This is a genomic window from Chryseobacterium culicis, assembly GCF_002979755.1.
Taxonomy (GTDB): Bacteria; Bacteroidota; Bacteroidia; order Flavobacteriales; family Weeksellaceae; genus Chryseobacterium; species Chryseobacterium culicis_A.
On sequence record NZ_PCPP01000001.1, the window covers coordinates 1568029 to 1592756 of the forward strand.

Annotated in this window: 23 protein-coding genes; 15 read left to right on the top strand and 8 right to left on the bottom strand. The window is 36.5% G+C overall.

The window, feature by feature from the left end; genetic code table 11:
* From CQ022_RS23330 to CQ022_RS07260, 8 genes are all read left to right on the top strand, one after another.
* The gene (locus CQ022_RS23330) at window positions 1-315 is read left to right on the top strand and encodes a DUF1648 domain-containing protein (RefSeq protein WP_165791594.1); all 315 of its coding nucleotides are present in this window, start codon (window positions 1-3) and stop codon (window positions 313-315) included.
* Window positions 316-326: 11 nt separating this feature from the next.
* A complete protein-coding gene (locus CQ022_RS07230; protein WP_105680771.1) occupies window positions 327-1580 on the top strand; it encodes an alpha/beta fold hydrolase in 1254 nt (417 codons plus the stop codon).
* 68 nt (window positions 1581-1648) lie between these two features.
* A complete protein-coding gene (locus CQ022_RS07235) occupies window positions 1649-1966 on the top strand; it encodes a hypothetical protein (RefSeq protein WP_105680772.1) in 318 nt (105 codons plus the stop codon).
* Window positions 1967-1985: 19 nt separating this feature from the next.
* Window positions 1986-2309, top strand: coding sequence for a hypothetical protein (locus CQ022_RS07240; protein WP_105680773.1), 324 nt, complete (start codon window positions 1986-1988; stop codon window positions 2307-2309).
* Window positions 2310-2328: 19 nt separating this feature from the next.
* Window positions 2329-2655, top strand: coding sequence for a hypothetical protein (locus CQ022_RS07245; RefSeq protein WP_105680774.1), 327 nt, complete (start codon window positions 2329-2331; stop codon window positions 2653-2655).
* A 127-nt stretch (window positions 2656-2782) separates the two neighbouring features.
* Complete coding sequence (locus CQ022_RS07250) at window positions 2783-3364, top strand: hypothetical protein (RefSeq protein WP_105680775.1); 582 nt, start codon at window positions 2783-2785, stop codon at window positions 3362-3364.
* Window positions 3364-4212, top strand: coding sequence for a hypothetical protein (locus CQ022_RS07255; protein ID WP_105680776.1), 849 nt, complete (start codon window positions 3364-3366; stop codon window positions 4210-4212). Before CQ022_RS07250 ends, CQ022_RS07255 begins: the two co-directional genes overlap by 1 nt.
* Before the next feature lie 197 nt (window positions 4213-4409).
* Window positions 4410-4919, top strand: coding sequence for an AAA family ATPase (locus tag CQ022_RS07260; RefSeq protein WP_105680777.1), 510 nt, complete (start codon window positions 4410-4412; stop codon window positions 4917-4919).
* A gap of 91 nt (window positions 4920-5010) precedes the next feature.
* On the opposite strand, the gene CQ022_RS07265 is transcribed toward CQ022_RS07260, so the two are convergent.
* Complete coding sequence (locus tag CQ022_RS07265) at window positions 5011-6921, bottom strand: amidohydrolase (protein WP_105680778.1); 1911 nt, start codon at window positions 6919-6921, stop codon at window positions 5011-5013.
* A gap of 481 nt (window positions 6922-7402) precedes the next feature.
* Between CQ022_RS07265 and CQ022_RS07270 the strand changes: the two genes are divergently transcribed.
* Window positions 7403-9802 (top strand): hypothetical protein, encoded by a 2400-nt coding sequence (locus CQ022_RS07270; protein ID WP_105680779.1) that lies wholly within the window; start codon window positions 7403-7405, stop codon window positions 9800-9802.
* A gap of 599 nt (window positions 9803-10401) precedes the next feature.
* Complete coding sequence (locus CQ022_RS07275; RefSeq protein ID WP_105680780.1) at window positions 10402-10869, top strand: hypothetical protein; 468 nt, start codon at window positions 10402-10404, stop codon at window positions 10867-10869.
* A gap of 123 nt (window positions 10870-10992) precedes the next feature.
* On the opposite strand, the gene CQ022_RS07280 is transcribed toward CQ022_RS07275, so the two are convergent.
* From CQ022_RS07280 to CQ022_RS07295, 4 genes are all read right to left on the bottom strand, one after another.
* Window positions 10993-12663: a hypothetical protein gene (locus CQ022_RS07280; protein ID WP_105681783.1), complete on the bottom strand. Its 1671-nt coding sequence runs from the start codon at window positions 12661-12663 to the stop codon at window positions 10993-10995.
* A 341-nt stretch (window positions 12664-13004) separates the two neighbouring features.
* Window positions 13005-13808 carry an SDR family oxidoreductase gene (locus CQ022_RS07285; RefSeq protein ID WP_105680781.1) on the bottom strand — a complete coding sequence of 268 codons (804 nt, stop codon included), beginning with the start codon at window positions 13806-13808 and terminating at the stop codon, window positions 13005-13007.
* A 77-nt stretch (window positions 13809-13885) separates the two neighbouring features.
* Complete coding sequence (locus tag CQ022_RS07290; protein ID WP_105680782.1) at window positions 13886-14443, bottom strand: Crp/Fnr family transcriptional regulator; 558 nt, start codon at window positions 14441-14443, stop codon at window positions 13886-13888.
* A gap of 67 nt (window positions 14444-14510) precedes the next feature.
* Window positions 14511-15377 (bottom strand): LysR family transcriptional regulator, encoded by an 867-nt coding sequence (locus tag CQ022_RS07295; RefSeq protein WP_105680783.1) that lies wholly within the window; start codon window positions 15375-15377, stop codon window positions 14511-14513.
* Window positions 15378-15471: 94 nt separating this feature from the next.
* Between CQ022_RS07295 and CQ022_RS07300 the strand changes: the two genes are divergently transcribed.
* From CQ022_RS07300 to CQ022_RS07310, 3 genes are all read left to right on the top strand, one after another.
* A complete protein-coding gene (locus CQ022_RS07300) occupies window positions 15472-16449 on the top strand; it encodes an alpha/beta fold hydrolase (protein WP_228421486.1) in 978 nt (325 codons plus the stop codon).
* A gap of 39 nt (window positions 16450-16488) precedes the next feature.
* Complete coding sequence (locus tag CQ022_RS07305; RefSeq protein WP_105680784.1) at window positions 16489-17451, top strand: zinc-binding dehydrogenase; 963 nt, start codon at window positions 16489-16491, stop codon at window positions 17449-17451.
* A gap of 201 nt (window positions 17452-17652) precedes the next feature.
* The gene (locus tag CQ022_RS07310) at window positions 17653-18849 is read left to right on the top strand and encodes a winged helix-turn-helix domain-containing protein (RefSeq protein WP_105680785.1); all 1197 of its coding nucleotides are present in this window, start codon (window positions 17653-17655) and stop codon (window positions 18847-18849) included.
* A 102-nt stretch (window positions 18850-18951) separates the two neighbouring features.
* On the opposite strand, the gene CQ022_RS07315 is transcribed toward CQ022_RS07310, so the two are convergent.
* The 3 genes from CQ022_RS07315 to CQ022_RS07325 form a co-directional block, all read right to left on the bottom strand.
* Window positions 18952-20460, bottom strand: coding sequence for an adenosine kinase (locus CQ022_RS07315; RefSeq protein ID WP_105680786.1), 1509 nt, complete (start codon window positions 20458-20460; stop codon window positions 18952-18954).
* A gap of 255 nt (window positions 20461-20715) precedes the next feature.
* A complete protein-coding gene (locus CQ022_RS07320) occupies window positions 20716-21636 on the bottom strand; it encodes an AraC family transcriptional regulator (RefSeq protein WP_105680787.1) in 921 nt (306 codons plus the stop codon).
* A 336-nt stretch (window positions 21637-21972) separates the two neighbouring features.
* Window positions 21973-22884 (bottom strand): SDR family oxidoreductase, encoded by a 912-nt coding sequence (locus tag CQ022_RS07325; protein ID WP_105680788.1) that lies wholly within the window; start codon window positions 22882-22884, stop codon window positions 21973-21975.
* A gap of 193 nt (window positions 22885-23077) precedes the next feature.
* Between CQ022_RS07325 and CQ022_RS07330 the strand changes: the two genes are divergently transcribed.
* Together CQ022_RS07330 and CQ022_RS07335 are read left to right on the top strand one after the other, a co-directional pair.
* Window positions 23078-23536 (top strand): hypothetical protein, encoded by a 459-nt coding sequence (locus CQ022_RS07330; protein WP_105680789.1) that lies wholly within the window; start codon window positions 23078-23080, stop codon window positions 23534-23536.
* 106 nt (window positions 23537-23642) lie between these two features.
* On the top strand, window positions 23643-24728 hold the full coding sequence (locus CQ022_RS07335; RefSeq protein ID WP_105680790.1) for an efflux RND transporter periplasmic adaptor subunit: 1086 nt from the start codon (window positions 23643-23645) through the stop codon (window positions 24726-24728).

The following is a 24728-nucleotide window of genomic DNA, read 5'->3' on the forward strand; positions in this document are numbered from 1 at the left end:
ATGGTTTTACTTTATACAGCCTATGTGCTATATACGTATGATCATATACCCGAAATGATCCCCATTCATGGATATGGTGATCATGTGGACGGATATGGAGATAAAATTTATTTATTTTTAACGATTGGATTGAATGTTCTGTTATTATTACTCATTTGGGTTTTGATTAAGATTCCGCAAAACCTCAATCTACCCATTGAGATTAATGATGATAACAGAGAATCTGTTTTCCAAAATATACAGATATCTTTAGTTGTGCTCGCTGTTATTATTACAGTTATATTTTGTGTCTTATTTAAAGATACCGTATTTTAATTTTTTTAGGAATGAAAAAGTATCTCAATTTATGTCTTCTTACCTTCTCTATTTTTACTTATTCACAAAGTAGAAAGGAAATCGGAAATAATTTCATACAAGCCTTATTTATTGAAGGAAATGCTGAAAAAACACATCATTTTTTTGATGAATCTGTTGCCCAGCAAATTCCAATTAACATTTTAAAATCTCTGCCGGGACAACTGGAAGGACAGTTTGGCAAATTTAAAAATGTTATTGAAATCAATAATGAACAAGATACTTATTACTATTATTCTGAATTTGAAAAATCAAAACCTGATATTCAAATCACTTTTACTGATCATAATAAGATTATAGGTTTTTATGTATTGCCTCATAAAGATTTTATTAAGGAAGATGATAAAACAACTTTAAAAATAAAGAGTGACGGATTAGAACTAAAGGGTACATTATTGCAGCCGACTGAAGACAATAAGAAAAAACTTGTCATTTTTGTTCATGGCTCCGGAGCGAATGACCGAAATGAAACGGTAGGAGAAAACAGTCCTTTTAAAGATATTGCGGAATACCTGTTAAAAAATGGAATTTCGTCATACCGATATGATAAAAGAAACTATTCTTATCCTGCAAGCTTTGATGATCAATCAACCGCTGAACAGGAAACAATCAACGATGCAGTAAATGTTTCTACCTATTTTAAGAAGAATAATGATTTTAAAGGATACCAGATCATTATTTTAGGCCATAGTCTGGGAGCTTATCTGATGCCCAAAATAGCTTCTAAAGCAGAGGTATCCAAATATATTTTCTTATCCGGGAATGCAAGACCTCTGCAAAATGTATTATTAGACCAGTTTGAATACCTTCATAAAATTGATGCTTCAGCAGTATCAGATGAAAATATTCACAATCTGAAGAAAGGGATTTCACTATTGAATTCCAGTACATTTAATGCAAATACCCCTAAAGAAGAATTACCCATGGGAATTCCAGCTGCTTACTGGAAATACCTGCAGAATTACCACCCTTTAGAAGAAGTAAAGCACATTAAAGTACCCATGTTTTTTGCTCAGGGCGACAGAGATTATCAGGTAACTGAAAAAGATTTTATGCTCTGGAAGACTGCATTAAAAAATAATACCTCTGCAGAATTTAAGTGGTATCCGGGATTAAGTCATTTGTACATTAAAGGTTCTGGCATCGCATCTCCAAAAGACTATACCGTAAAAGGGAAAGTGGATGAGGTGTTTTTAACGGATTTGAAAAATTTTATTCTAAAATAACAAGCATGTCGGACACACTGAAACAGCGACAAAAAATTTGAAAGTAAGTAAAACTAATAACTTTTAACATGAAAAAAAGTACCATTCTCTTTTCTGCTATTTTAGCAGTAATTGTGGGATCTTCATTTACCCATGCTAACTCTAGTAAAGGTCAAAATCTAGATTTAAATACTATCAAAAAAGGACAAATCGTTGATGTTAAAGATTTACGAGGCCATAAGCAAATTGTAAATGTTGTCATAGACGGATCTATTGTAACCAATCAGGTTAACACAACCGATGTTATCGTTACCCAAAATTATGCTGTAGTAGGCACTTCACCAGGTACTGGAACCGGTACAGGAAAAAATACGAAACTCGAAAACTTGATTAATCATTACAAATAATTTTTAAAACTTAATAAAAATGAAAAAAAGTACATTCTTATTTTCAGCAGCTTTAGTAGTAATCGTTGCCTCTTCTTTTTCACAAGCAAATTCTAATAGACTTGAAGATTTAAACAATGATATAACCAGTAACAAAAACCAATCAATTTCAATAAAAGATCTAAGGGGTTACAAAAACAATATAATAATCGGTACATCTGCTACAGCTATGCCTGGAACATTAGATAATCTAGCTACAACAGATTCAAGTACAGGATATTTTGTATCAGGCCCTGGGACCGGAACTGGAACAGGGACTGGAAAAAACACAAAACTTGAAAACTTAATTAATCATTACAAATAATTTTTAAAACTTAATAAACATGAAAAAAAGTACATTTCTATTTTCAGCAGCTTTAGTAGTAATTATTGCTTCTTCATTTTCACAGGTAAACTCCAGCAGAGTTGAGGATTTAAACAATACAACAGGAAACAAGAACCATTCAATTTCTATACAGAATTTAAATGGTTATAAAAACAATGTTGTTGTGGGTTCATCTGCTACAGCTTTTCCTGGAACATTAGATAATCAGGTTACAGCAGATTCAAGTACAGGATTTTTTCTATCAGGCCCTGGGACCGGAACCGGAACAGGTTTAGGGACTGGAAAAAATACAAAACTTGAAAATTTAATTAATAACTATAAATAGGAGTTAGCCTGAAACTTTTGAACCCTACCCTGTTCATCAGTTATCAATAAGGTTTTTTTTACTATTCTCGAATAATAGTTTATTAATTTCCAATAAACTGTTGTTCGGGAATATTTTATATACAATTATGAAGAAACAAGAATTTCCTTTTAGAAAAAAGATTTATTTAACAATTACCTTTACCATAATTTCAATCATCCTGTTATCGTCTGTAAAAACAACAGTAGACAGTGTGTGCAATTATTATCAGTATGACAAGAATACTCCTTTAAACAATTTTCTAACCTCTGTTTATAATATTAAGCCTTTAAGAGTTTTTAATTCATATACAGGTTTCGAGACTGGTTATGGTTTTTTTGGGACGAATGTATCCAGTGATTTTGTGATCATTTACGACCTGCTGGATAAACAAGGAAACAAAGTTGACAGCAAGAAATTTAAATTGAATACCAAAGAAGCCAGCGTTCGTTTTACTTCTTTAAACAGGTTATTTCTTGATAAACTGACGGGAGACAAAAATGAAATGTTTAATAAATATATTGACATTGTACTGAAAGAAATGTCAAAGCACATTTATAATCAATATAATGGTAAGTATGGGGTTCATCTCAAGGTATATCTTTACAATTACCCAGCATTACAGGAATATGTAAAAGGCAAGAATAAGACAGAATTATTTTTAACTAATGAAATGACCTATATTAAATAATGGACAGAATTTATACTTTTTTCTTTACTCAGCAAAATAACAATTTTTGGCTTACCTTTTTCAGAATCGCAATATCTTTACTCATCATCATTCATTTTGTATCTATATTACCTGATTTCAAAAATCTTTATTCAGTAAATGAAGGGGTAATCGGGTACAATGTAACGGATATTTTTGTTCCGGATTACTTAATAAATTTACCCAAAATCATTATTTTTTTTGATACAATAGGGATTGCCCCTGATACGACAATTCTATCATTTAAAATCCTTTTCCTGGCTGCTTTAGGTACGTTGTTATTAGGCTACAAACAAAACCTATCAGCACTTATTGTTCTTTTTTTACAAATCGCTCTCGTAAAAACTAACTCCTATTATGCTTATGGCGTTGATTTTTTCACCAGCATGTCTCTTTTTTATCTAGCCATCATTCCTCGTGATCTGTCATCACTCGCATTATCTCCTTTTAAACGATTATTTCAAATTCATGTATCAATCGTATACTTTTTTGCAGGTTTTGATAAGATCATTGGCACCAACTGGTGGAATGGAGAAAACATATGGAAGGCCATTAATTTACCTTTCGCTACCAATACATATGACATTACATTTCTAGGACATTTTCCTATCTTATTAACTGTTTTTGGACTGTTAACCGTTATTTTAGAGCTGACTTATCCTTTTTTTGTATGGCAGCCAAAAATTTCAAAATACTGGATATATTTAACGATTTTAATGCATGTGGGAATAGCATTTATATTAAATCTGTATTTTTTTAGTTCCATAATGATCATTTGGAATCTGACTTTACTGTTTTCTTTTAACAATGAAAAACCTACTCAGTCTTAATCTTACTGATTAAAAAAATCCGTTTCAGTGGCGAAACGGATTTTTTATGCTAAAGATGATGTATTGGGGTATTTTAAAACCAATCGAAGGATTAGCTTTTCTTTTTTACCTATATTTGATTTGAATGGAAAATTAGGAGGTCACCCCCAATGGAAACTAGAAATTATTCATCAGAAATCCTGAACACAGACTGAAATATGAGAATTGCAATATTCGGTGCTCACCAAGTTGGTAAAACCACATTAGCAGAAGAACTTCTTGAAAACCTTCCCGGATATACATTGGAAACAGAGCCTTATTATCAAATGGAATCTTCAGGTTTTGAATTTTCAGAAGAACCCAATGCAGAAGACTTCGTTGAGCAGTTTAATTATTCCGTACAACTTATTTCCCAAAGCGGTAACGATGTACTATTTGACAGATGTTTCATTGATATCTTAGCTTATCTTCATATTCTTGATCCGCACCGAAATATTAAGCCTCTTTTTGAAAAAGCCCAGGCCATGATTTCCGAAATTGATCTTTTTGTATTTGTTCCCATTGAAGAACCGGATCTGATCCATGAGCATGAGATTGACTTTCCCAAACTTAGAAATCAGGTTAATGATGTACTCCACGACTGGATTGATGATTTTGGAATAGAAGCAGTCAAAGCAAGTGGTACAGTATCGAAACGGAGAGATCAGGTGCTTGCTAAAATTTCATGATCAATGATGACCTATCAAAAAAATCAGAGCAGAAATAATCTACTCTGATTGGGTATTGATTAGCAATTATTTAAATTCTTTTCAGAACAAATTATGAATTATCTGAAAAGAGCATATCTTTTTCAGTTACTGTTTTTGCAGCCTTATCATTCACATACACAGGGATACCGCCTACCCACGTTTCCAATACCGGAATATCTCTCATTTTCATATATTGCAACGATGGGGTATTTAATGAAAGAGGATCTTGTTCCAGGATAACGAAATCTGCAAAATATCCTTCCTCTAAAGACCCTACCCATTTATCCGCATAACACTGCCAGGCAGCATCATAAGTAACCGCAATCAAAGCCTGCTCTGGGGTAAGACGCTCGGCGCTGTTTAACACTTCAACCTCCGTTGGATTCTTTTCCATGATTCTGGTAATCGACTGTTCCATCATTCTTAAAGGGCCTAATGGGCTTACCTCATTGTCGCTATGAAGGGTAATTCTCATACCAGCGGCAAGCGTTGATCCGCAAAGGTCAAGCATCTGCGCTTTCTCACCAAAGATCACTTCCTTAAAAGCATAGCCCCAATAGCCTACATGCCCGATAAGGAAGCTTGGAGAAACTCCCATCTGAAGCATATTGGTAATTTGATCCGCTGTCAGCAGCGAACAGTGTTCTATACGGTTACGAAGCTCACGGCCTTTATATTGAGCAAGACTACGCTGATAAGCATTGATCGCAAATGTTACGGCCTGATCTCCATTAGCGTGAACCATTAGCGGCCAGCCTTTTACAGCCACCACCGTATTGATTAATGTATTATAGCTTGGCGGAATTGTATGGGCAGGAATACCTGTCTGCGGAAAATTAAATACCCCTGTATTATTAGCAGGATCACACAGGTAAGGAGCGCTCTGATAACCAGTCAGTCCTTGGTTGGAACCATCTGAAACCACTTTAATATGTCCGTAATATACAGGTTTATAGTGTTCCGGTTCTTGATAAGGTTCAAGTTTATCTACATCTGCCTGGTTGGAACAAAGGTATGCTCCACCCGTTCTTACCCATTCAGGGTGAGTCTCGAAATATTTGGTTAAAAGTATTTCTGAGTCCTTATTCAGACCCGCATCATACATAAAAGTAACACCTCTTGAATTGGCTGTATTGAAAAGATTGGTAAGATACCTGTTAATCTCTATGCTCATCGCAATGATCTGCAGCTTTACCGTCTTCAATGCAGGAGTCATCTGTAAACCTTCCTGCAATTGGCCTTTGGTTTCACTGATATATTTATCAACAGTTTTATACTCGTCACTGATATCAGAATTATTTTTAAACACATGTTCCAGCGCCTTGGTATTCAGATAAAGGGTATGCATGGAAGCACTTAACAGCATCATTGGGGTATCATGATTAATACTATCAAGTATTACATTATCAATCGTTATTAGTTCTTTTTTACCATTTTTATCTTCAAAAGGCATTAACGAAGGATCTAATCCTCTTCCTAAAATAACAGGTCCGGGAATTTTAGGAACGTGATTGTTGATGATTGTTCCCACAGATGCCAAATCGTATATAGCTTTTAAATTTTGTCCTTCAAAAGGGCTCAGATCCAGCCAGCCATGCATCATTGCGGTAGGAACCATATGAACGTGAGGTTCTATCAGACCAGGAAGTAAAGTTTGAGTACCGGTTAATTCTCTTCTTTGAAATCCCTGATACTTCTCTTTCATATACGATTCTACCTGATCTTTTGTACCGGTTACCACAACTTTTCCATCCGCAATCCCAACAGAGGGAACGGTGTCTGTAGATCCTCCAATCATAGGACGGATGGTTCCTCCGCTGATCATCAGGGTTTGTGGTTTTTCGTGGGTTGCTTTTCCGGAACCCGGATTTATTTTGGTCATATTTTCTGCACTGAAGAGTTCTTCTTTAAGAACATCTAAAACAGGATTGTGGCAAGAGCAATGCGTGCAGCCATGCGTGTGTGAGTGTGATTTTTCCATAAGAATAATTGGGTTTAAAAGTGTGTGTAAGTTTAATTCTGTTTGTATCGATTTTTAATTGTGATGTACATAGTAATACAAGCCTGTCATGGGATGAGGCTTATGATATGATGAGAATAAATAAGGATTGTTTTTAGAATATTATACTCAAGTAAATACTGGGATGTGAATAAATTTCATTTGTTTTCATGTTTTAGTTTATTTCATAAAAATAATAAAAATATCCGTTCAAAACTTATTTTATCACTTAATATTGATTAATTATTTACATCTAATTTTTTAATTTACAGTACGTTGCTACTTAATTCACAATTCCATTCTGAATCTTTCAAATGGTTTACCATGCATGGTATCTCGAAATTCTCCCTCCTGAAGTGTAATCAATCCCACTTCTTTCTGGTGAAATAACCCGTTAAATATCAATTATCGAAGTCTTTAAATGACTACATTAGCAAAGAATTAAAATGCGCTGAGATTTCTTATGAAAAATATATTCCGTGTATTGCTTATTTCAATGGTACAGCCTGTACTGGCACAAACCAAATTAGAAAAGGCAATTACCAATCTTGAGGATAATTACGAGCAGGAGAAAGTATATGTACTTACCGACAAATCCCAATATGCTGCCGGTGACAAAATATGGTTTAAAAGTTTCGTATTTGACGGATATAACCGTTCTCCATTATCTACTACCCTATTTGTTGAGCTGTACAATTCTGATAAAAAATTAATAGACTGGAAAACCATACTGTTGACCAATGGGGAAGGCAGTGGAGATTTTCAGCTGAAAGAAGATCTTCCCGAACAGGTTTATTTTGTAAGAGCTTATACTCCTTACATGACTAATTTTAATGAAGATTTCCAAATTGTAAAAACCATTCCGGTTTATAATCCAGGCTCAGCAGAATCATTAGTTATTGCAAAAAATTCCGATTGGTCTGCAAAAGCTTTTCCTGAAGGCGGAACTTTCATTAGTGGTATGCCTACAAAATTTGCAGTGAGGCTGTCATCCAATTCTTCACTGCCGGAAAACTGGTCCGGAAAAATAATAGATTCTCAAAATCCCAATACTCCCATCACGACATTTAAATCTTTTGATAAAAATGTTGCCTCTTTTAAAATAACTCCGGCCTCAGGAAAAAAATACCAGGCCATTATTCAGGACAATACGGGGAAAAGTCAAACCATAGATCTGCCACAGGTTGCAGACAGCGGGCTTAATATTGAAGTTTCCAGCACAAAAGAAGGGATAAAATATGCTCTTAAAGGAGTTAATCTGAAACAACAGCTTCAGGGTTATAAAATTGTCGGAATGATCAATAACCATCTTGCCTACAGAGCGAATATCAATCAATTAACCAATGAAGCATCCAGTCTTATTCCTACAAAAATAAGTAACGGAGCAAACGGTATTTTACAGTTGGTTATTTTTGATGAACAGGATAACGTTGTAGCAAAAAGGCTTTGCTTTATCAAACCCGGCAATTTAAAGATTGAGAAAGCAGAAATAATAGGCCAGAGCTTAAAACCAACGCCAAGAGCTTTCAATAGCATTGATCTTTCTCCAGAGTCTTATTTTAAAAATTACACAGTTCTGGTAAGCGAAGATGATGGCACTCAAACTCAGGAAGAAGAAAATATCCTGAGCGGACTTTGGTTGACAGGAGATTTCACCACAAGAATAGACAACCCGGCACAATATTTCTCCAAGAATGCCAACAGTGAAGCTCTTGATGCCCTGCTTATTTCTGAAAACTGGAAAAGATTCGACTGGAATTCTGCACTCAGCGGATCTACACCCTCTATTAAGACCAAATCTGAGCAATATCTTTCCTACAGGGTAAAACCTATTAAAAATAATACAATGCTGGTGAACACCACTGTCAATTTAATATTGAGATTGGGTAAAAATACACCTAGCTTTAATCAGTTTAAAACAGATCAAAACGGATATATTTATTTAAATAATCTCAATAATGACGAACCTTTAGACGTATCATTTTTCGTAAATTCAGAAAACAAAGAATCAGGAAAGGATGATTTGTTTGTCACCATAGAGCCGTTAGTTACGCCTACACAATTTAAAGGTAACTTCCCTGCTACCAAATACACATTGGTAAAGACCAATAAAAATAAGACGGTTTCTCCAAAAATCTCCAGAGCCATCAATACCCAAAAAAATATTAAAAAGAAAGAAAGTGCTGAAATACAGATTCAGGAAGTTGCTTTGGTAGGAAAAAAGAAAGATCCCACAGAAGAACTGGACAAACAGCTGTCCAGTGGAATGTTCAGTTCTGTCAATACCACTATATTTGACTTCGTTAACGAAAACCAGCATACCGGAGGATCAATGAATGTATTAGACTGGCTGCAAGGAAGAGCTACTGCCGGATTAACCTTTCAAAGAAACAGTTCAGGGATCAATGTTCCTTCTATCCGCGGCCAGCAGGCTAAACTGTATTTGGATGAAATATCTACAGATGCCACCATGATTGCCAACCTTCCTATCAGCAATATAGCGATGGTAAAAATCATTAAAGGATCAGGACTGGTAGGTGATGCCATAGCCGTCTATACCATGAAAGGGAATATGAAATCCAAAAGCGATGAAAAAGAAGCACCGAAGAACAATGCATCAATCATCAAAGGATATGATAAACCTTCAGAATTCCCTATTGAAATGATCGATGATAATGCTCCGGAAAAAATTGAAAGTGATACCCGCGAAACCCTTTACTGGAACCCGAATTTATTTGACAGCGATTACGTCCCTCCAAGAATTAAATTCTTCAACAACGACAGCGCCAAACAATATAAAGTACTGATCATAAGCTTTGATGAAGACGACAACATTCTTTATGACCAGCAGATTTTGAAATAATAAAAAGCCTTTCAGTTTTCCTGAAAGGCTTTTTAGTTTTGAAGAAGGAAGCTGGAAGAAGGAAGTGATAATGGTTATAAAGAACAGATATTTGTCTGTTTTTATAAATGAACGAATTTTATGCTGCAAACATTAATCATTATAAAAAAATCATCTTTTCCTTTCTGGAAGGCAGTTACAATATAAACCCATCCTTGTCAAGGTTTAAAACCTTGACAAGGATATCAAACGAAGGTATTTTGTATGAAACTTACACTTTAAAGACAAAAACAGTACGCTGTCTTTTTACTTTACCCCTACGTAGCGGTTCCAGAATATTCTTTTGCGGTTCCAGACCCATCCGGAGCAATATAAAACCCTTCCCCTGGGGTTCACCAACCAGAAATTAGGGATCACAGACCTATCGGGAGAACATACAGACCTTAAAAGAGTATTTCAGAACCCCAAAATAGCGTTCCAAAACCTCAACTGAGATATCCGGAACCTTAAAGAATGATATCGGGAAACTTTTTGTATTGTAAACAGCAGAAATTTTCCAAAAAAACATCATCTTTTAAAAGAAACTCCCAAATATTCCGTTTAATTCTTAAATTTGGCTTATGCGAAAGAATCTTTATTTCATCATTATATTATGTACGCTTACCAGTTGCTATACTTATCAGGTAAAAAAGCCAGTGGATCCGGCTACCGGCAATAAGCAGGACTCTAAAAAGAATACAGCGATTGCCAATAATACCGCTCCTCAAATGAACACTACCGCGGCTCCTCAAAGCCTGAACATCCAGCAGGCACCTGCTCCGGTTAATATTCAGGAGAAATTAGCTGCGGGTAAAAATGTTAAAATTGAAGTGGATAACAAGAGTTATAAAGTTATCGTTGACCGATGGGAAGGTGACAGTCTGGTAGCACATCCCGTTCGTAATGCTAAAAAAAGTCTGAAATTCCATAAGAACCAGATCAATAGCGAGAGAATTGCAGAAAAACGTTTTTCGCAGCCTATTGCTGATATTCTTACTGTTACAGCTTATGCTGCTATTGGGGTTGGAATCTATCTTCTTGTCAAATAGTTTTTTAAACTTCACTATTCTTCAAAGTCTGAATACAGACAAATAAACGAAGATCTTGATATAGTACCAAACAAAATAGACTGTCTTTTGAGACAGTCTATTTTTATGAATTATTTTTTGTTGTTATGGCCAGATTACCCCGGATTGCTTAGGACTTGTCCATGGTTTTCCTGCAGGGCTTGTTCCCGGATGGGCAGCAAGACATTCACTTACCCATGTAGCACCCACAGCGTGAGATTTCACTTTTTTTACAGAACAATAAGTAGTTCCGAAGTTATCTTTATACAGCTGGTAGTTAGGATAGGCACCTTTCGCTACTAACTCTTCATTATCCAGAAGTTCAACATCATCGCCCACCTCAGCCGGATAATCCACAATAGCACCCAGAACCCATGCTATGGAATCTCTATTGTTACCCGCAACCAGACTTGGCGGAGGACTGAGTGTGATCTTAATTGTAGATTTTGATTGGTCTACAGAGTAAGAAGAAGAATAGGTAGATTCTTTAACACTCGCCAAAGGAATTCCTAAGAAAGAAAGCGTAGCAGAAGTAGACTGTTCAAAAGTTTTCTGAATACTCTTATAATCTTCACCCGTTACCGTGATCTCTACCGTAGGATAATTGGAAATCGCTACCCCGTTCAGTAAACCGAAAGGTCCTTCGGCATTGAATTTCATACCCGGATCCGGAGAAAATTTATATCCTGAGATATGTTTTTCTTCCTCTTTGTCTCTGCTGTTGATCTGTGCTTTACGGATGGGATCAAACCATGCCCAGTACATATTGCTGGCAATATTAAAATCTGTTGGTCCAAAGTTAACAAGAGTAACCCCTGTAAACATCATTGATATTTTGATAGAGTTTTTACTTATCGCAATATCTTCACTGAAATAATTGGCATTGCCACCAATTCCCAACGTAAAGAAATCAAAGATAGGAATAGAAAAACCCGTTTTTCCTTGTACAGAAACACGGAACTTGCTTTCAGATTCACGGCTGACTTCCATATCAATCTGAGCGGTCTGAGCGGTATTTTTAAGACCGTTTAAAATGTCGCTAAGCGGTGTTGTCACCTGAAAAGCAGGTAAAATACTGTCGTCATTCAGCAGCAGTCCGCCATTTTCTTTTTTAGGATTCTGTACATTCTTTAATGCTTTGGATAAGTAGCCGTTATTCATCGTCACATTGTTCTGCAGAGATATCGTAGCACCCAGTGCATCCAGATAGTTAGCTAACACAGGAATAATCGGTTTTCCGCTTGCCGGAGTCTTGTTCAGCAGAGCATCAAGGTTATCACTTTTCTGAATCTGATATAAAGTAGTAGCAGGATTCGCCCATTCTGTAGCAATTTTATCCATAATGATATCAATAGGCTGCATAGTGTCGGTAGCAGGAGGAAGCGTATTATAAGCAGCTACCCAGGCATTAAGTAAAGCCATTTGCTGATCTGTAGCTCTTGTATGGGCATCATTCAGTACAGCGGTATCTTCTACGGATAAAGAATAATTGACTTTTGAGAAAGCATCAATAAAGTAATTGGTAAATACCTGATCCAGCTGCACAGGCTCTGTATTGGCTCTAAGGTTGGAAGAGATCCAGTCGTAAGTTTTCTTATTAAACTTCAGATTAGACGGATCCTGCCAGTAATAAGGGAAATTTCCTTTGCCATTGATGGTGATTGCAGACAGGTCTGTACTTAAAACACTGGAAAGAATATCATTGGCTCTGTCTTTCAGTTCTGTAATAATTTGTGATGCTTCTACAAAGGGAGCAGCATTTTCTGGATTTTTCATGATAATAATATTTGGTATGGTTCCTACTCTTTTGTTGGCTTTTCGGATACTGCCGTTGTTCAGGGTTTGGAAGCTTCTTTTGAACATACCAAAGTAACGATGAAAAAAGACCAGATTTTAGGGTATAAATCTCTGATTTTGAAGCCAAGTATTTGTACTGTAGTGCATAGGCATTTTTACGTATAAAAAAATAATCTTCTTAAAAATCTTCGTTTTTTCTCTTAAGCATACTCACGCGTTGAAATAAAAAACATATTTAAAATCAAAAGCCTTTCAGGGTTGAAAGGCTTGTTGTAAAATGAAGATCTCTAAGAGTACAGATTGCTTTGAAAAATAATGTATCAGCTCAAAAACCGCTGGCTCATTGTTTCCAATACAGTTTCTATTCCCTCTTTTCTAAGCCATTCATATTCTACGGTTGCCAGATCACCAGCGATATAATGAACCTGCTGCTTGTGGTCTGTTGCTGCTTCATACACGATATCAGCAATGGTTTCAGGAGTATCCCGTTTCGCAGTGGAATCCGCTCTCATGGATTGAATATATTGATTGAAAACATTCTGATAATCCGGATGGGAAACCATTTGGGCATTGCTTCCAAAATGAGTTTGCATATAAGCAGGAACCACTGTTTTGATACTGATCCCCCACTCTTTCAATTCATAACTCATGCCTTCTGACCATTTTTCAAGCGCTGATTTTGTTGCAGCATATACGGAAACAAAAGGATATGGAATATTGGCTGTGGATGAGGTTACCGTAATTATTGTTCCCTTTTTTCTGGCTCTTAAATAAGGAAGAAATGATTTTGTAACCAGTATCGTTCCTAAAAAATTAGTATTGATCTGCTGGCTCAATTCTTCGTCTGTAGTTCCTTCAAAAGGTCCCATTAGTCCATAGGCGGCATTATTCAGTACTATATCTACAGGGCTTATCTTTTCTGCTTCTGAAGCAATTCCGGAAATCTGTTTCGGATCGCTGATGTCTAATTTCAGAAGATGAATATTGGGAAACTCTGTAAGCTCAGTTTCTTTTTCCGGATACCGCATAGCAGCAATTACCGTCCAGTCTTTTGATGCAAACAGCTTTGCAGCCGCCTTTCCTAATCCTGATGATGTACCTGTAATGAAAATCGTTGGGTTCATTTTTTATTTTTTAAAATTGATATCACAAATTTGCAACGATAAAAAAAGAACCTGTTTACCATTTGGTAAAAAGCAGTTTACCGGATATTTTTTCTGATTCTGCTGAGTGACTGCTGGGTAATCCCAAGATAAGAAGCAATATAGGACAAAGGAATACGGTTAACCAATGTGGGATATTTTTCCATGAATTCCAGATAGCGGGTGGTAGCATCCTGAGCTACTAACGAGCTTACTCTTTCTAATTTCTGGGCGAGTGCTTTATTTGTGATTTTCTGAATGATATTTTCCCAGTCAATAATCGTATCTGAAATATCTTTCCAGTCCTGATTAGAAAACACAAGCAAATGGCAATGGGTTGCAGCCTGTATATATTCTGTGGAAGGTACATTTTTCAGATTAAAAAGCAGATGATTCTCTTCCAGAAAAATCTTGGTGATTTCTTCTCCTTTGTTGTTGTAATAACAGATACGAAGAATTCCGTCGAGAATAAAACCTACCTGTCTCAGGACTTTTCCTGCTTCTGCAAAATACTCATCTTTGCTCAGTTCGATTTCTTGGGCTTTGCTTGTGATAAGATCTATTTGTTGCTGGTTTAAATGACCAAACTGCAGGATATATTCTATAAACTCTTTCATTATGACAAAGTTAGCAATACTTAAGGTAGAATATTTACCATTTGGTAAAAAGCAAGTTGGAGAAGAATTATAATAATTGTGAATGCATATCAATAAAACACTGCAGAGCTTTGGACTGTGGCCCGTCTTTTCTGAAAACAAGAATCGTATTCATCGTTCCCAGTTGCTTGTTCAGCCCATACGTCTTAATCCCTCTTCCCGCATAGTATTGAGTAACCACTTCCTCCGGCAATATACTGACTCCCAGGCCTGCTTCCACAAAGTTAATGACCCCTTCAATAGAATTCAGAACCGTACTTTTATAATTAAGAATTCCCTTATGGCTCAACCAGGATTCTAATCGTTCCCTGAAAATACAGCCTTCATCAAATACCACTATTTTCAGTGGTTCATTGGCGATGAGTGTCTGCAGATTCGGGCCTTTTGAGGAAGCCAGAATCACAAGCTGTTCTTCCTTAATGCAGATTTTCTCCAGTCCTTTGGCATTCACAGGGGCAGAAACAAAGGCTGCATCCAGCCTGTACTCCAAAACATCAGACAGTACTGAATCTCTGGTATCTGACTTAAACTCCAGCTCAATACCAGGGTATTTATCATCAAAAGTATTGAGGATTTCCGGAACTTTTAATGCCATTGTTGTTTCTATACAGCCTATTTTCAGGCATCCTCGGATGTTGTCACCGCTCAGAATATTGTTTTTTGCTTCTTCCACCAAATGCTGAATCTGTTTAGAATACTGCATCAGGATCATGCCTTCAGAAGTAAGCTCTACTTTTCTCGAGGTACGTGAAAAAAGCTTGGTATTAAACTCATCTTCAAGACTTTTTATTCTTGCTGTAACATTCGATTGGACGGTAAACATGACAGAGGCTGCTTTTGTAAAACTTCCCGTTTCTGCTACCGCTTCAAATATTTTTAAATCGTGTATGTTCATTTCAATTAATCATTATTAGTGATTTAAATCATTACAATTAATCGTTTTTAATAATCAAATATCCGTATTAATTTTGAACTATCAAAAAAAATAAATGAAAATAATTTCAAGACAATTCATTGCAGGTTTATCTGTTGCCTTATTCACAGGTACGATGACCATGGCACAATCCAATCAAAAATTACATGTAAACAATCACATTATGGAAAACTATCCTATTCATTATCGCAACATCAAAGTAAATGATCTTAACCTGTTTTACAGAGAGGCCGGCCCAGCCGATGCTCCCACGATCCTTCTTCTCCACGGATATCCTACCTCATCTCATATGTTCAGAAATCTGATCCCGATTTTGAGCAAAAAATACCATGTAATCGCTCCGGATCTTCCGGGATTCGGTTATTCTGATGCTCCGGATCATAACAGGTTCTCTTATACATTCGACAATCTTGCAGGAACGGTACAGGCTTTTGTAGACAAGCTGGAGATGAAACGTTTTGCCGTTTATATCTTTGATTACGGAGCTCCGGTAGGTTTGCGTCTGGCAATGAATAATCCTGAGAAAATTACGGGTATCGTTTCACAAAACGGAAATGCGTATGAAGAAGGTTTAAGCGATCAATGGAATCCGATCCAGAAATACTGGAAAGATCCTTCACAAGCTAACCGTCTTGCCTTAAGAAACTTTGTGTCTGAAGAAGTTACTTTGTTTCAGTATCAACATGGTGTTTCTGATCCTTCATTAATTGCCCCGGAAGCGTATACCCTCGATCAGAAATCCCTTGACAGGCCAGGCAATATAGAGATACAGCTGGATTTGGTAAAAGATTACAGAACCAATGTGGCTTTATATCCCAAATTCCATGAATATTTCAGAAAATATCAGCCAAAATTATTATTGGTGTGGGGAAACAAAGATCCTTATTTTCTTCCTGCCGGAGCTGAAGCCTATAAAAAAGATGTACCGGATGCAAAATTAAAGTTTTATGATACAGGACATTTTGCACTGGAAACACATGCAGCAGAAATAGGTGTTGAAATCTTTGAATTTATGCGAACATTACCCCGATAAATCTATAATCAGAAAAAAGAATAAGAGAAATATCTCACTATGAAAACAATTCTCATTACAAAGTATGGCGGACCGGAAGTTCTGCAGCTTACAGAAATGCCTGATCCTGTAATAAAAGATCCGTCTCAGGTACTGGTAAAAGTAAGAGCAACCTCTATTAACCCGCTGGATTACCAGATCAGAAGAGGTGATTATGCATCACTTTTCGATCTGCCTATCATAACAGGTCATGATATTGCCGGTGATATTATAGCGGTAGGTGAATCCGTTAAAAAATGGAAACCTGGTGATAAGGTATATTATTCTCCCCGTTTTGGAAGTTCGGGCAGCTATTCCGAGTATCATCTTACCGATGAGTCTTCATTATCCAGAATGCCAGATACTATCAGCTATGAGGAAGCTGCTTCTATTCCCCTTATTGGAGGAACAGTTTGGGAAATGCTTGTGGTAAGGGCTCAACTGAAAAAGGGAGACCGTATTCTTATCCTTGGCGGTGCGGGAGGTGTGGGAACATTGGCCATACAGGTTGCTAAATCATTGGGTGCTTTTGTGTATACCACAGGGCAAAGTATTTTACATGAAAAACTAAAAAATCTTGGAGCTGATGTTGTGATCGATCATCATAAGGAAAACTATATTGAGGAAATCAAAACATATACAAATGGAAAGGGTGTTGATGTAATCATTGACACTGTGGGAGGAACTACCCTTTCAGACAGTCCGCTTGCATTAGCAGATTATGGTTCTGTTGTAACACTCGTTGATATTCCACAGCCTCAAAACCTCATCAATGCCTGGGAAAAGAATGCGACTTATCATTTTGTTTTTACCCGACAAAGCAGGGATGAACTTCACCATATCACTGACTTAATTGAAACCGGGCATGTAAAACCTGTTATAGACAGTATATATCCACTTGAAGATGTTCAAAAAGCTCATCAGAGAATTGAGGATTCGAAAAGAGACAGGCCTCTGCTGGGTAAAATTGTATTGTCTATGTAATTTTTCTGAAATAAATTAACAAAAAACTTCCGGCAAATATCTTCGATATTTGCCGGAAGTTTGAATAAATTACTGTACCAGAAATCAGGATATTTCGAATATGACAAATCTAATTTTAGAAAAGAAGCCTCCTTTTATTATTCTGTTAAATCATTATATTTGAAAGAAACATCATAAAACCTGTTTTCTTGGAATTACAATATGGAAAAGAAGCTGGCGCTAGAACATTTAAAGCTTATAACATTAAATAGTCAGGGATTACTACAAAGCACACCGTTCGGAACTGGAAAAACTGCAGTTTTGAATGCTGTGGAACATCTCGGATATATACAGATTGATACTTTATCGATGGTGGAACGAGCCCATCATCATACGCTTTGGACGAGAATCCCCGATTTTCAGACAGATTATCTGGAAGAACTGGTGGAAGATCGTAAAGTATTTGAATATTGGTTCCATGCTGCTTCCTATCTTCCCATGCAGGATTTCCGGTATGTTTTGCCTCAAATGCTCACGATCAAAAGAGGAGAATCCCGTTACTACAACGCAGATCCTAAAGTGATGGAATATGTCATAGACACCATCCGCAATGAAGGACCTAAAAGGGCCAGAGATTTTGAAAATGAAAGCCATAAAGCCGGAAGCTGGTGGAATTGGAAGCCTGCCAAATTAGCGCTGGAAAGACTTTTCATGCAGGGAGATCTGATGATCAGCGGACGTTCCGGAATGCAGAAAACGTATGATCTCGCTGAAAGGGTTTTGCCTTCTTTCATTGATACCACGGAACCTACTCCACTTGAGTTTGCAGAATATCTGGTAAAAACAAATCTGCGTGCCTATGGATTGACGACGGTAAAGCAGATTACCCATCTTCGGAAAGGAAACGACTTAAAAAAGAATGTCAATACCATTTTGAAAACTATGCTGGATAAAGGGGAAATATCTCAGGTTAAAATAGAAGGACTCTCTTCTGCTTTTATTCGGAATGATGTTTTTGAAAAGACATTTGATCTGAAAGATTCCAATATACATCTGCTGTCTCCGTTTGACAATTCTATTATCCATCGGGATAGAATCAGGCAGATTTTTGATTTTGATTTCCGGCTGGAATGCTATACGCCAAAAGAAAAAAGACAATACGGTTATTTCTGTCTGCCCATTCTGTATGGCGACCAGTTCATCGGAAGGGTTGACTGCAAAGCTCATAGGAAAGAAAAAAAACTGGAAATCATTCATTTACATATTGAAAACAATACTTTAGATATTGAATTATGGCTAAAACCTTTCGCAGAAACTATAAAACGTTTTGCTGTTTTCAATGGCTGTGAATCTTTGACTTTGACAAAAGTAAGTCCATCAAAACTGAACACTTCCGTGAAAAAAAATTGTCCGGATTAAAGTTTAAAAAGTAATAGCTGTTTATCTGAATGTTTCTATTAAAAGACAAATCGCATTATTGAGCTCAATAATGCGATTTTATTTTTATCAGGATGATCCCGATTAGTTTAATTTCTGATTTGTTTTCTGAACAAAATCATCCCATTGCTGGTTCAGGTAAGTGAGTGCTTTCTTTTTCTCACCGTCATTCATCGAAGAATAATTAATAGAATTGAAAACCAGTTTCTTCAAGGCTTTTAAATCCAGATCCCAATACACCTGCGTTACCCAGAAATCATAGCTGAGCCCTGTATATCCATAGACGGAAGGATCATCACTGCTGATGGAGCATTGTATTCCATTGCTCAATAAAACCCTTGCAGGATGGTTTCTCAGGTCACTTACATATCCTAAGATCTGATTACTGATCGGGCTTACTTCCACCAGTTTATTCTGTTTTCTGATTTGTTCCATTGTTTTGGGGAAATAAATCAGATTCAATCCGTGCCCAATTCTTTTATTGTTTAACAGCGCTACATCCAGGACATTTTTATTCAGGATAGAGCTGCTTTCTCCGGCATGAAGGTAGAGAGGAAGCTCTACTCCATACTTTTTATTAAGTTCATCCAGTTTTGTCCAGCTTTTCTCAAAAAAACTGATGTTATGCCCTGCCGCTTCATCTGCCACAAGATCAAATCCTGAGATCATATCCGGAAATTCTTTCTTCAGTTCAAATGCTGTTTCCAGTTGTTTTCCAATACTTTCATTATCTAAGAATTTAAAACTTGAATAGATCAGTTTAAGGGTGAACTGCGGATCTGACTGGTGTATTTCTTTAAGAATATCCTTCAGATCTGTGATGGAAGTTTTCAAAGGATATTTCCCATGCTGAAAATCATAAAGTTCATCAAAGATATACCTGATTTCTACGTGCTGTACTTTATCTTTTATCAGATCTTTAAATCCTTTCAGATAATATTCTTTAAAGAAAGGACGATACGGAAGCAGCAGACTGATCCTCTTAAAACGTTTTTCAAATTCAATCCAATAATCTGTATAAGAGCAAAGATTGTCGCGTTTCAGTGTGAGAAGATCCTGGAGTTCCTTTTCAAAATCAGGAGTTGAGGTTAGTTTTTTATCAAGACTTACAAATCCGTTCGGAACTTTTCCTTTTTCAAAAAAAGCCAGCTGTCCGAAAATGAACTGATCATTATCTTTCTGATCATACACATAACATTCCTGATATTTTCTGGCAGTCGAAATGATCCATTTCACATCTGTTATTCCTCCACTGTGGGTATGCAGCAAACCTCCTTTCGGCATAGTCTGAAGGAGTTCAAACAATTTGCTGCTTTCGATTAATGGCTTAATTTCATTAAAAGAACTGTTATATAAAGATATTTTTTTCTTTTCCGTATCACTGAGAAACTGTTTGCGGACCTGGAATATTTTCTTATCCAAAGCCATTTCCGTATCCGACAATTTTATATCAGCATCAAAGGCCATTGCCTCATTTTCCTTCTCAGACGATGCCCATTTCTGTTGATAGACAGATTTTTCCGTCACTTTGGTTTGTCCCCAAAATAGAGGTGAGCCTAAAAGTGATATATAAATAAGGTATTTTTTCATCATAATAAATATTGGAGGAGTTTTTTGTACTATCGGTTACATTTTAACCGTTAAAAGTAGCTTTTTACAGCAAAAATTGTGCAAAATAAAGCTATTTCAAAAATAATATTAATTTTATTAAAATCCTCAGGTAATTATTATGCTTTAATTGTTTTCTGATCGGCCTCACTTACAGGTTCTGAGGTGTGTCAATTGTGACGGAACATTTTTAAGGACAACATTCAATCATGAGGAACAAAGAAACCATTTCCGAATTCTTTACTGAAAAGAAGTTCTGAACTCCAATGGAGAAAGACGGGTTTTATTTTTAAACAATTTGGTAAAAGACTGTGGATGTTCAAAACCAAGCTCATAAGCAATCTCACTTACTGATAAATCTGTGGTAGAAAGCTTTTCTTTTGCTTTTTCAATCAGTTTATCATGAATAAACTGCTGGGTACTCTGACCGGTAAGCCTTCTTAACATACGACTTAAATAATTGGGAGAAATTCCAAGATGATCTGCAACAAACTGTACGGTAGGTAATCTTTTTGACACAAGATCACTATCATTGAAATAATCATCCAGCATAACTTCTAAACGATTAAGAATGGTATGGTTGGTTATTTTTCTGGTGATAAACTGCCGTTCGTAGAACCTTTCGGAATAATTGAGCAATGTTTCAATGTGTGAAATGATAATATTCTGACTGAATTTATCAATCACAGAATGATACTCCTGCTCAATATTTTCTATAATTCCATTGATGGTAGGCTCTTCTTTTTTCGAAAGAAATAAAGCTTCATTCACTGAATAATCAAAAAAATCATACTGCTTTATGGTTTTGGCAAGTGAAGTATGCCATAGAAAATCAGGGTGAATCAACAGCATCCAGCCGGATTGCTTTTCCTTCGGACCGGAATCCGCTTCAATCCTGAAAACCTGGTTGGGAGAAATAAAAAACAGGGTTCCTTCATCAAAATCATATTCCTGCTGGCCATATTTCAGCTTGCCATTCATTCCTATTTTTAAAGAAATCTGGTAAAAACCCAGCATCCAATTGACTTCACCAATGTCTGCAGGTCGCTTTACATCTTTATAATCGATGACACTGATCAATGGATGTTCAGGAGGATTCAACCCTCTTGAACGGTGAAATTCCGTAATGGTTTTTATTCTTTTTATTGCCCGCTGTTCCATATCTATAAAATTACAAATTGTTTTTTCAGTAAACTTTTGTTGTAGAGGTTTTTCGCACAGATGACACAGATTTTCACAAATATTTACGTTAATACTATTATTTTCAAAACTTATTTGGACTTCTCTACGTCAAAATTGTCTCTTTATTTTAATTAAATATTTACTTCTTTTGTGACTTTTGTGGTTTATTTTTCCCACAGATTGCACAGATTTTCACAGATGCTTGTGGTTAAAGCAGTGCGTTATTTTATTCTTAAGTGTACTTTTCAGCGTAAGAATATGCTCTTCGTCTTACTAAAATGCTTAAAAACTTTTGTGACTTTTGTGGTTCACTATTTACACTTCATCATTTTGATAGACCTCAGCAAATTCCTTTGCAAAGTCGGCCAGTTTTACTTTTCCCAAAACAGGCTGATGCTCATCATAATCTTCATACAGAATCCCGCTTCCCTGAGCGACCTGAGTTTCTACAAAACCTCTAGCCACCTGCTCATTAAAGCCGATATCAAGCCAGTTTTTCAATAATTCCTGGTCTGAGATCACCTTCCACTGAAGATCCGGCTTACCAATTGAATTCCCCAAAGCTTTCGCAATTTCATTAGGAGAAACCTCATCACTTGCTACGTAACGAACTGTTCTTCCTTCAAATGGTTTTTCAGTTTCTTCTGCAATAACAGCCGCAATATCCAATGGAGAAACCCACGGTTCTTTCTGATCTCCTCCCCAATTGGAAATAATAACTCCTTTGTTTTTAATCGTACTGATGAATGAAAACATATTGAAATAAATGCCTACCGGACGAATAAATTTGATGGTAACTTCATCCGGAAGCTGCTTCAGAATATTTTCTACATGATGATGAAACACAATAATCCCCGTCCCTTTGTCCGTATGAGCTCCAATACTGCTGAGATGGATAATTTTCTTCACTCCAGAGCGCTCCACAGCTGTTTTGTAATGGTGACCAATTTCGCAGATCTTTCCAATAAAATCAACATCTTTATCAAAAAAATCTCCTGCTGCTTCCATGGTTTCCATTAAATAAACAATATCTGCCCCTGTAAATGCATCCGTGAGAAAATCAGGATCAAACATACTGCCTATCGCCGCTTTTGCTCCCAATGCTTCTATAGCTGACATTCTTTCTATAGTACTGCTTATCACTGTTACTGAGTGTCCTTTCTGTATAAGCTCTTCTGTAAGGGGTTTTCCGATGTTCCCGATGGAACCTGTTAAAACAATATTCATTTCTATAATTTTTTGTTAGAGCAAAATTCTGAAATACCTGTAAAGAAGACTTCACCGGATCTATCTTCTTCTTAGCCAAAAAAGGAAACTTAATGAATAGATGTATTTTTTCGGTAAACAGAACGCTTTTTAACACTTTTTTAATCTATAACGGTTGCACCTATTTTGAACTTTACCTACCTTTGCCCCTGGGATGCGGAAAAGATTTCATCAATATTTGTACAGCTTGTTATTTGCATTGCTTACCGTTTTAGGTTGGTACTATGGGCAAATCCAGCAGTATATTTCAACAGATATTTCTTCCGAACTTCATTTTACCACTGATCTTATTGTTCATCAGAACAAAAGCTTCAAAGCACCTTTTGCTTTTCTTAAAAATCATGAGGCTAATGATGCTTACAATGTCAGCCATCCCCGTTACAACAAAATCAGAGCTAATCTTTCTGAAAACGACAACGAAAATGACGACAATGTAGAAACATCCGGTTCTACTGAGCTTCTCGCTCTTTTCAAAGATGGTTTCTGGCATCTGATCTCAGGTTTTGTTACTACATTTCACGACAGACAAATCGCTGTTTCACTTGCTCAATCCGAACACTTAAAGCCTTTAGATGATGATCTGTACATCCAGTACAGGGTCATCAGACTGTGATTTTATAATAATTTTTTTCGAAAACCTTATATGCTTTCAAATCCTAATTTGAGAGCAGGTAATTCTATTTTTTCAATTATAAATTATTATAAAAACAAAATTTATCATGGTCAAGAAAAGTCTCATGTATATCAACTTGTGCCTTATTTTCTTGTTTGCAGGCTGTCAATCTGAAAAAAAGGAAAAAGCAGAAGCAGCGTCATTCAACGTTACAAGCCCGCTTATAAAAGATACTTTAGTTAACAAAGATTATGTTGCACAAATCCGTTCTATTAATCATATTGAGCTTCGTGCCCAGGAAAAAGGATACATTCAGTCTATTTATGTAGATGAAGGGCAATTCGTACAAAAAGGACAGCTGATGTTCAAAATCATGCCTAATTTATATGAATCGGATGTAAACCGTGCCAAAGCAGAGTCTAAATATGCACAGATTGAATATCAGAATACCAAAAACCTTTCTGACAAAGACATCGTTGCTCCTCAGGAAATGGCAATGGCCAAAGCAAAATATGAAAAAGCCCAGGCTGAGCTTGCTTCAATGAATACCCATTTGAGATTCACCGAAATCCGTGCTCCTTTTACCGGAATTGTAGGAAAATTACACGTAAGAAAGGGAAGCCTTGTAGATGAAGGTGAACTGGTAACGGAACTTTCCGACAACAGCAAAATGTGGGTATATTTCAATGTACCGGAAGCAGAATATCTTAACCAGATGGATGCTAAAAAGGATAACAATCCAATGCATGTACGTCTGAGAATGGCCAATGGCAAAGAATTCACTCAAGACGGTGTGGTACAAACCATAGAGTCTGATTTTGACAATGAAACAGGGAATATTGCCTACAGAGCTACATTTCCCAACCCTAAAGGGCTGTTAAGATACGGAGAAACCGGGAACATCGTCATTACTTCACCTTATACCAATGCCATGATGATTCCTCAGAAAGCCACTTTTGAAGAACTGGAAAAGAAATATGTCTATGTGATTGGCAAAGACAATAAAGTGCATGCAAGAGAAATAAAAGTTGCTGCTGAGCTGCCACACATTTATGTAGTTTCTTCAGGACTTGGAAAGGATGACAGAATCTTGCTGGAAGGGCTTAGAATGGTTCAGGAAAACCAGAAGATTGGTTCAAAATACCAAAAACCTGAAAAAGTAATGTCGAATCTGGATCTGTACGCCGAGTAA

Bases quoted from the DNA above. Each gene is read 5' to 3' on its own strand.
- CQ022_RS23330 (WP_165791594.1), top strand. From the start codon at position 1: ATGGTTTTACTTTATACAGCCTATGTGCTATATACGTATGATCATATA.
- CQ022_RS07230 (WP_105680771.1), top strand. From the start codon at position 327: ATGAAAAAGTATCTCAATTTATGTCTTCTTACCTTCTCTATTTTTACT.
- CQ022_RS07235 (WP_105680772.1), top strand. From the start codon at position 1,649: ATGAAAAAAAGTACCATTCTCTTTTCTGCTATTTTAGCAGTAATTGTG.
- CQ022_RS07240 (WP_105680773.1), top strand. From the start codon at position 1,986: ATGAAAAAAAGTACATTCTTATTTTCAGCAGCTTTAGTAGTAATCGTT.
- CQ022_RS07245 (WP_105680774.1), top strand. From the start codon at position 2,329: ATGAAAAAAAGTACATTTCTATTTTCAGCAGCTTTAGTAGTAATTATT.
- CQ022_RS07250 (WP_105680775.1), top strand. From the start codon at position 2,783: ATGAAGAAACAAGAATTTCCTTTTAGAAAAAAGATTTATTTAACAATT.
- CQ022_RS07255 (WP_105680776.1), top strand. From the start codon at position 3,364: ATGGACAGAATTTATACTTTTTTCTTTACTCAGCAAAATAACAATTTT.
- CQ022_RS07260 (WP_105680777.1), top strand. From the start codon at position 4,410: ATGAGAATTGCAATATTCGGTGCTCACCAAGTTGGTAAAACCACATTA.
- CQ022_RS07265 (WP_105680778.1), bottom strand. From the start codon at position 6,921: ATGGAAAAATCACACTCACACACGCATGGCTGCACGCATTGCTCTTGC.
- CQ022_RS07270 (WP_105680779.1), top strand. From the start codon at position 7,403: ATGAAAAATATATTCCGTGTATTGCTTATTTCAATGGTACAGCCTGTA.
- CQ022_RS07275 (WP_105680780.1), top strand. From the start codon at position 10,402: ATGCGAAAGAATCTTTATTTCATCATTATATTATGTACGCTTACCAGT.
- CQ022_RS07280 (WP_105681783.1), bottom strand. From the start codon at position 12,663: ATGAAAAATCCAGAAAATGCTGCTCCCTTTGTAGAAGCATCACAAATT.
- CQ022_RS07285 (WP_105680781.1), bottom strand. From the start codon at position 13,808: ATGAACCCAACGATTTTCATTACAGGTACATCATCAGGATTAGGAAAG.
- CQ022_RS07290 (WP_105680782.1), bottom strand. From the start codon at position 14,443: ATGAAAGAGTTTATAGAATATATCCTGCAGTTTGGTCATTTAAACCAG.
- CQ022_RS07295 (WP_105680783.1), bottom strand. From the start codon at position 15,377: ATGAACATACACGATTTAAAAATATTTGAAGCGGTAGCAGAAACGGGA.
- CQ022_RS07300 (WP_228421486.1), top strand. From the start codon at position 15,472: ATGAAAATAATTTCAAGACAATTCATTGCAGGTTTATCTGTTGCCTTA.
- CQ022_RS07305 (WP_105680784.1), top strand. From the start codon at position 16,489: ATGAAAACAATTCTCATTACAAAGTATGGCGGACCGGAAGTTCTGCAG.
- CQ022_RS07310 (WP_105680785.1), top strand. From the start codon at position 17,653: ATGGAAAAGAAGCTGGCGCTAGAACATTTAAAGCTTATAACATTAAAT.
- CQ022_RS07315 (WP_105680786.1), bottom strand. From the start codon at position 20,460: ATGATGAAAAAATACCTTATTTATATATCACTTTTAGGCTCACCTCTA.
- CQ022_RS07320 (WP_105680787.1), bottom strand. From the start codon at position 21,636: ATGGAACAGCGGGCAATAAAAAGAATAAAAACCATTACGGAATTTCAC.
- CQ022_RS07325 (WP_105680788.1), bottom strand. From the start codon at position 22,884: ATGAATATTGTTTTAACAGGTTCCATCGGGAACATCGGAAAACCCCTT.
- CQ022_RS07330 (WP_105680789.1), top strand. From the start codon at position 23,078: ATGCGGAAAAGATTTCATCAATATTTGTACAGCTTGTTATTTGCATTG.
- CQ022_RS07335 (WP_105680790.1), top strand. From the start codon at position 23,643: ATGGTCAAGAAAAGTCTCATGTATATCAACTTGTGCCTTATTTTCTTG.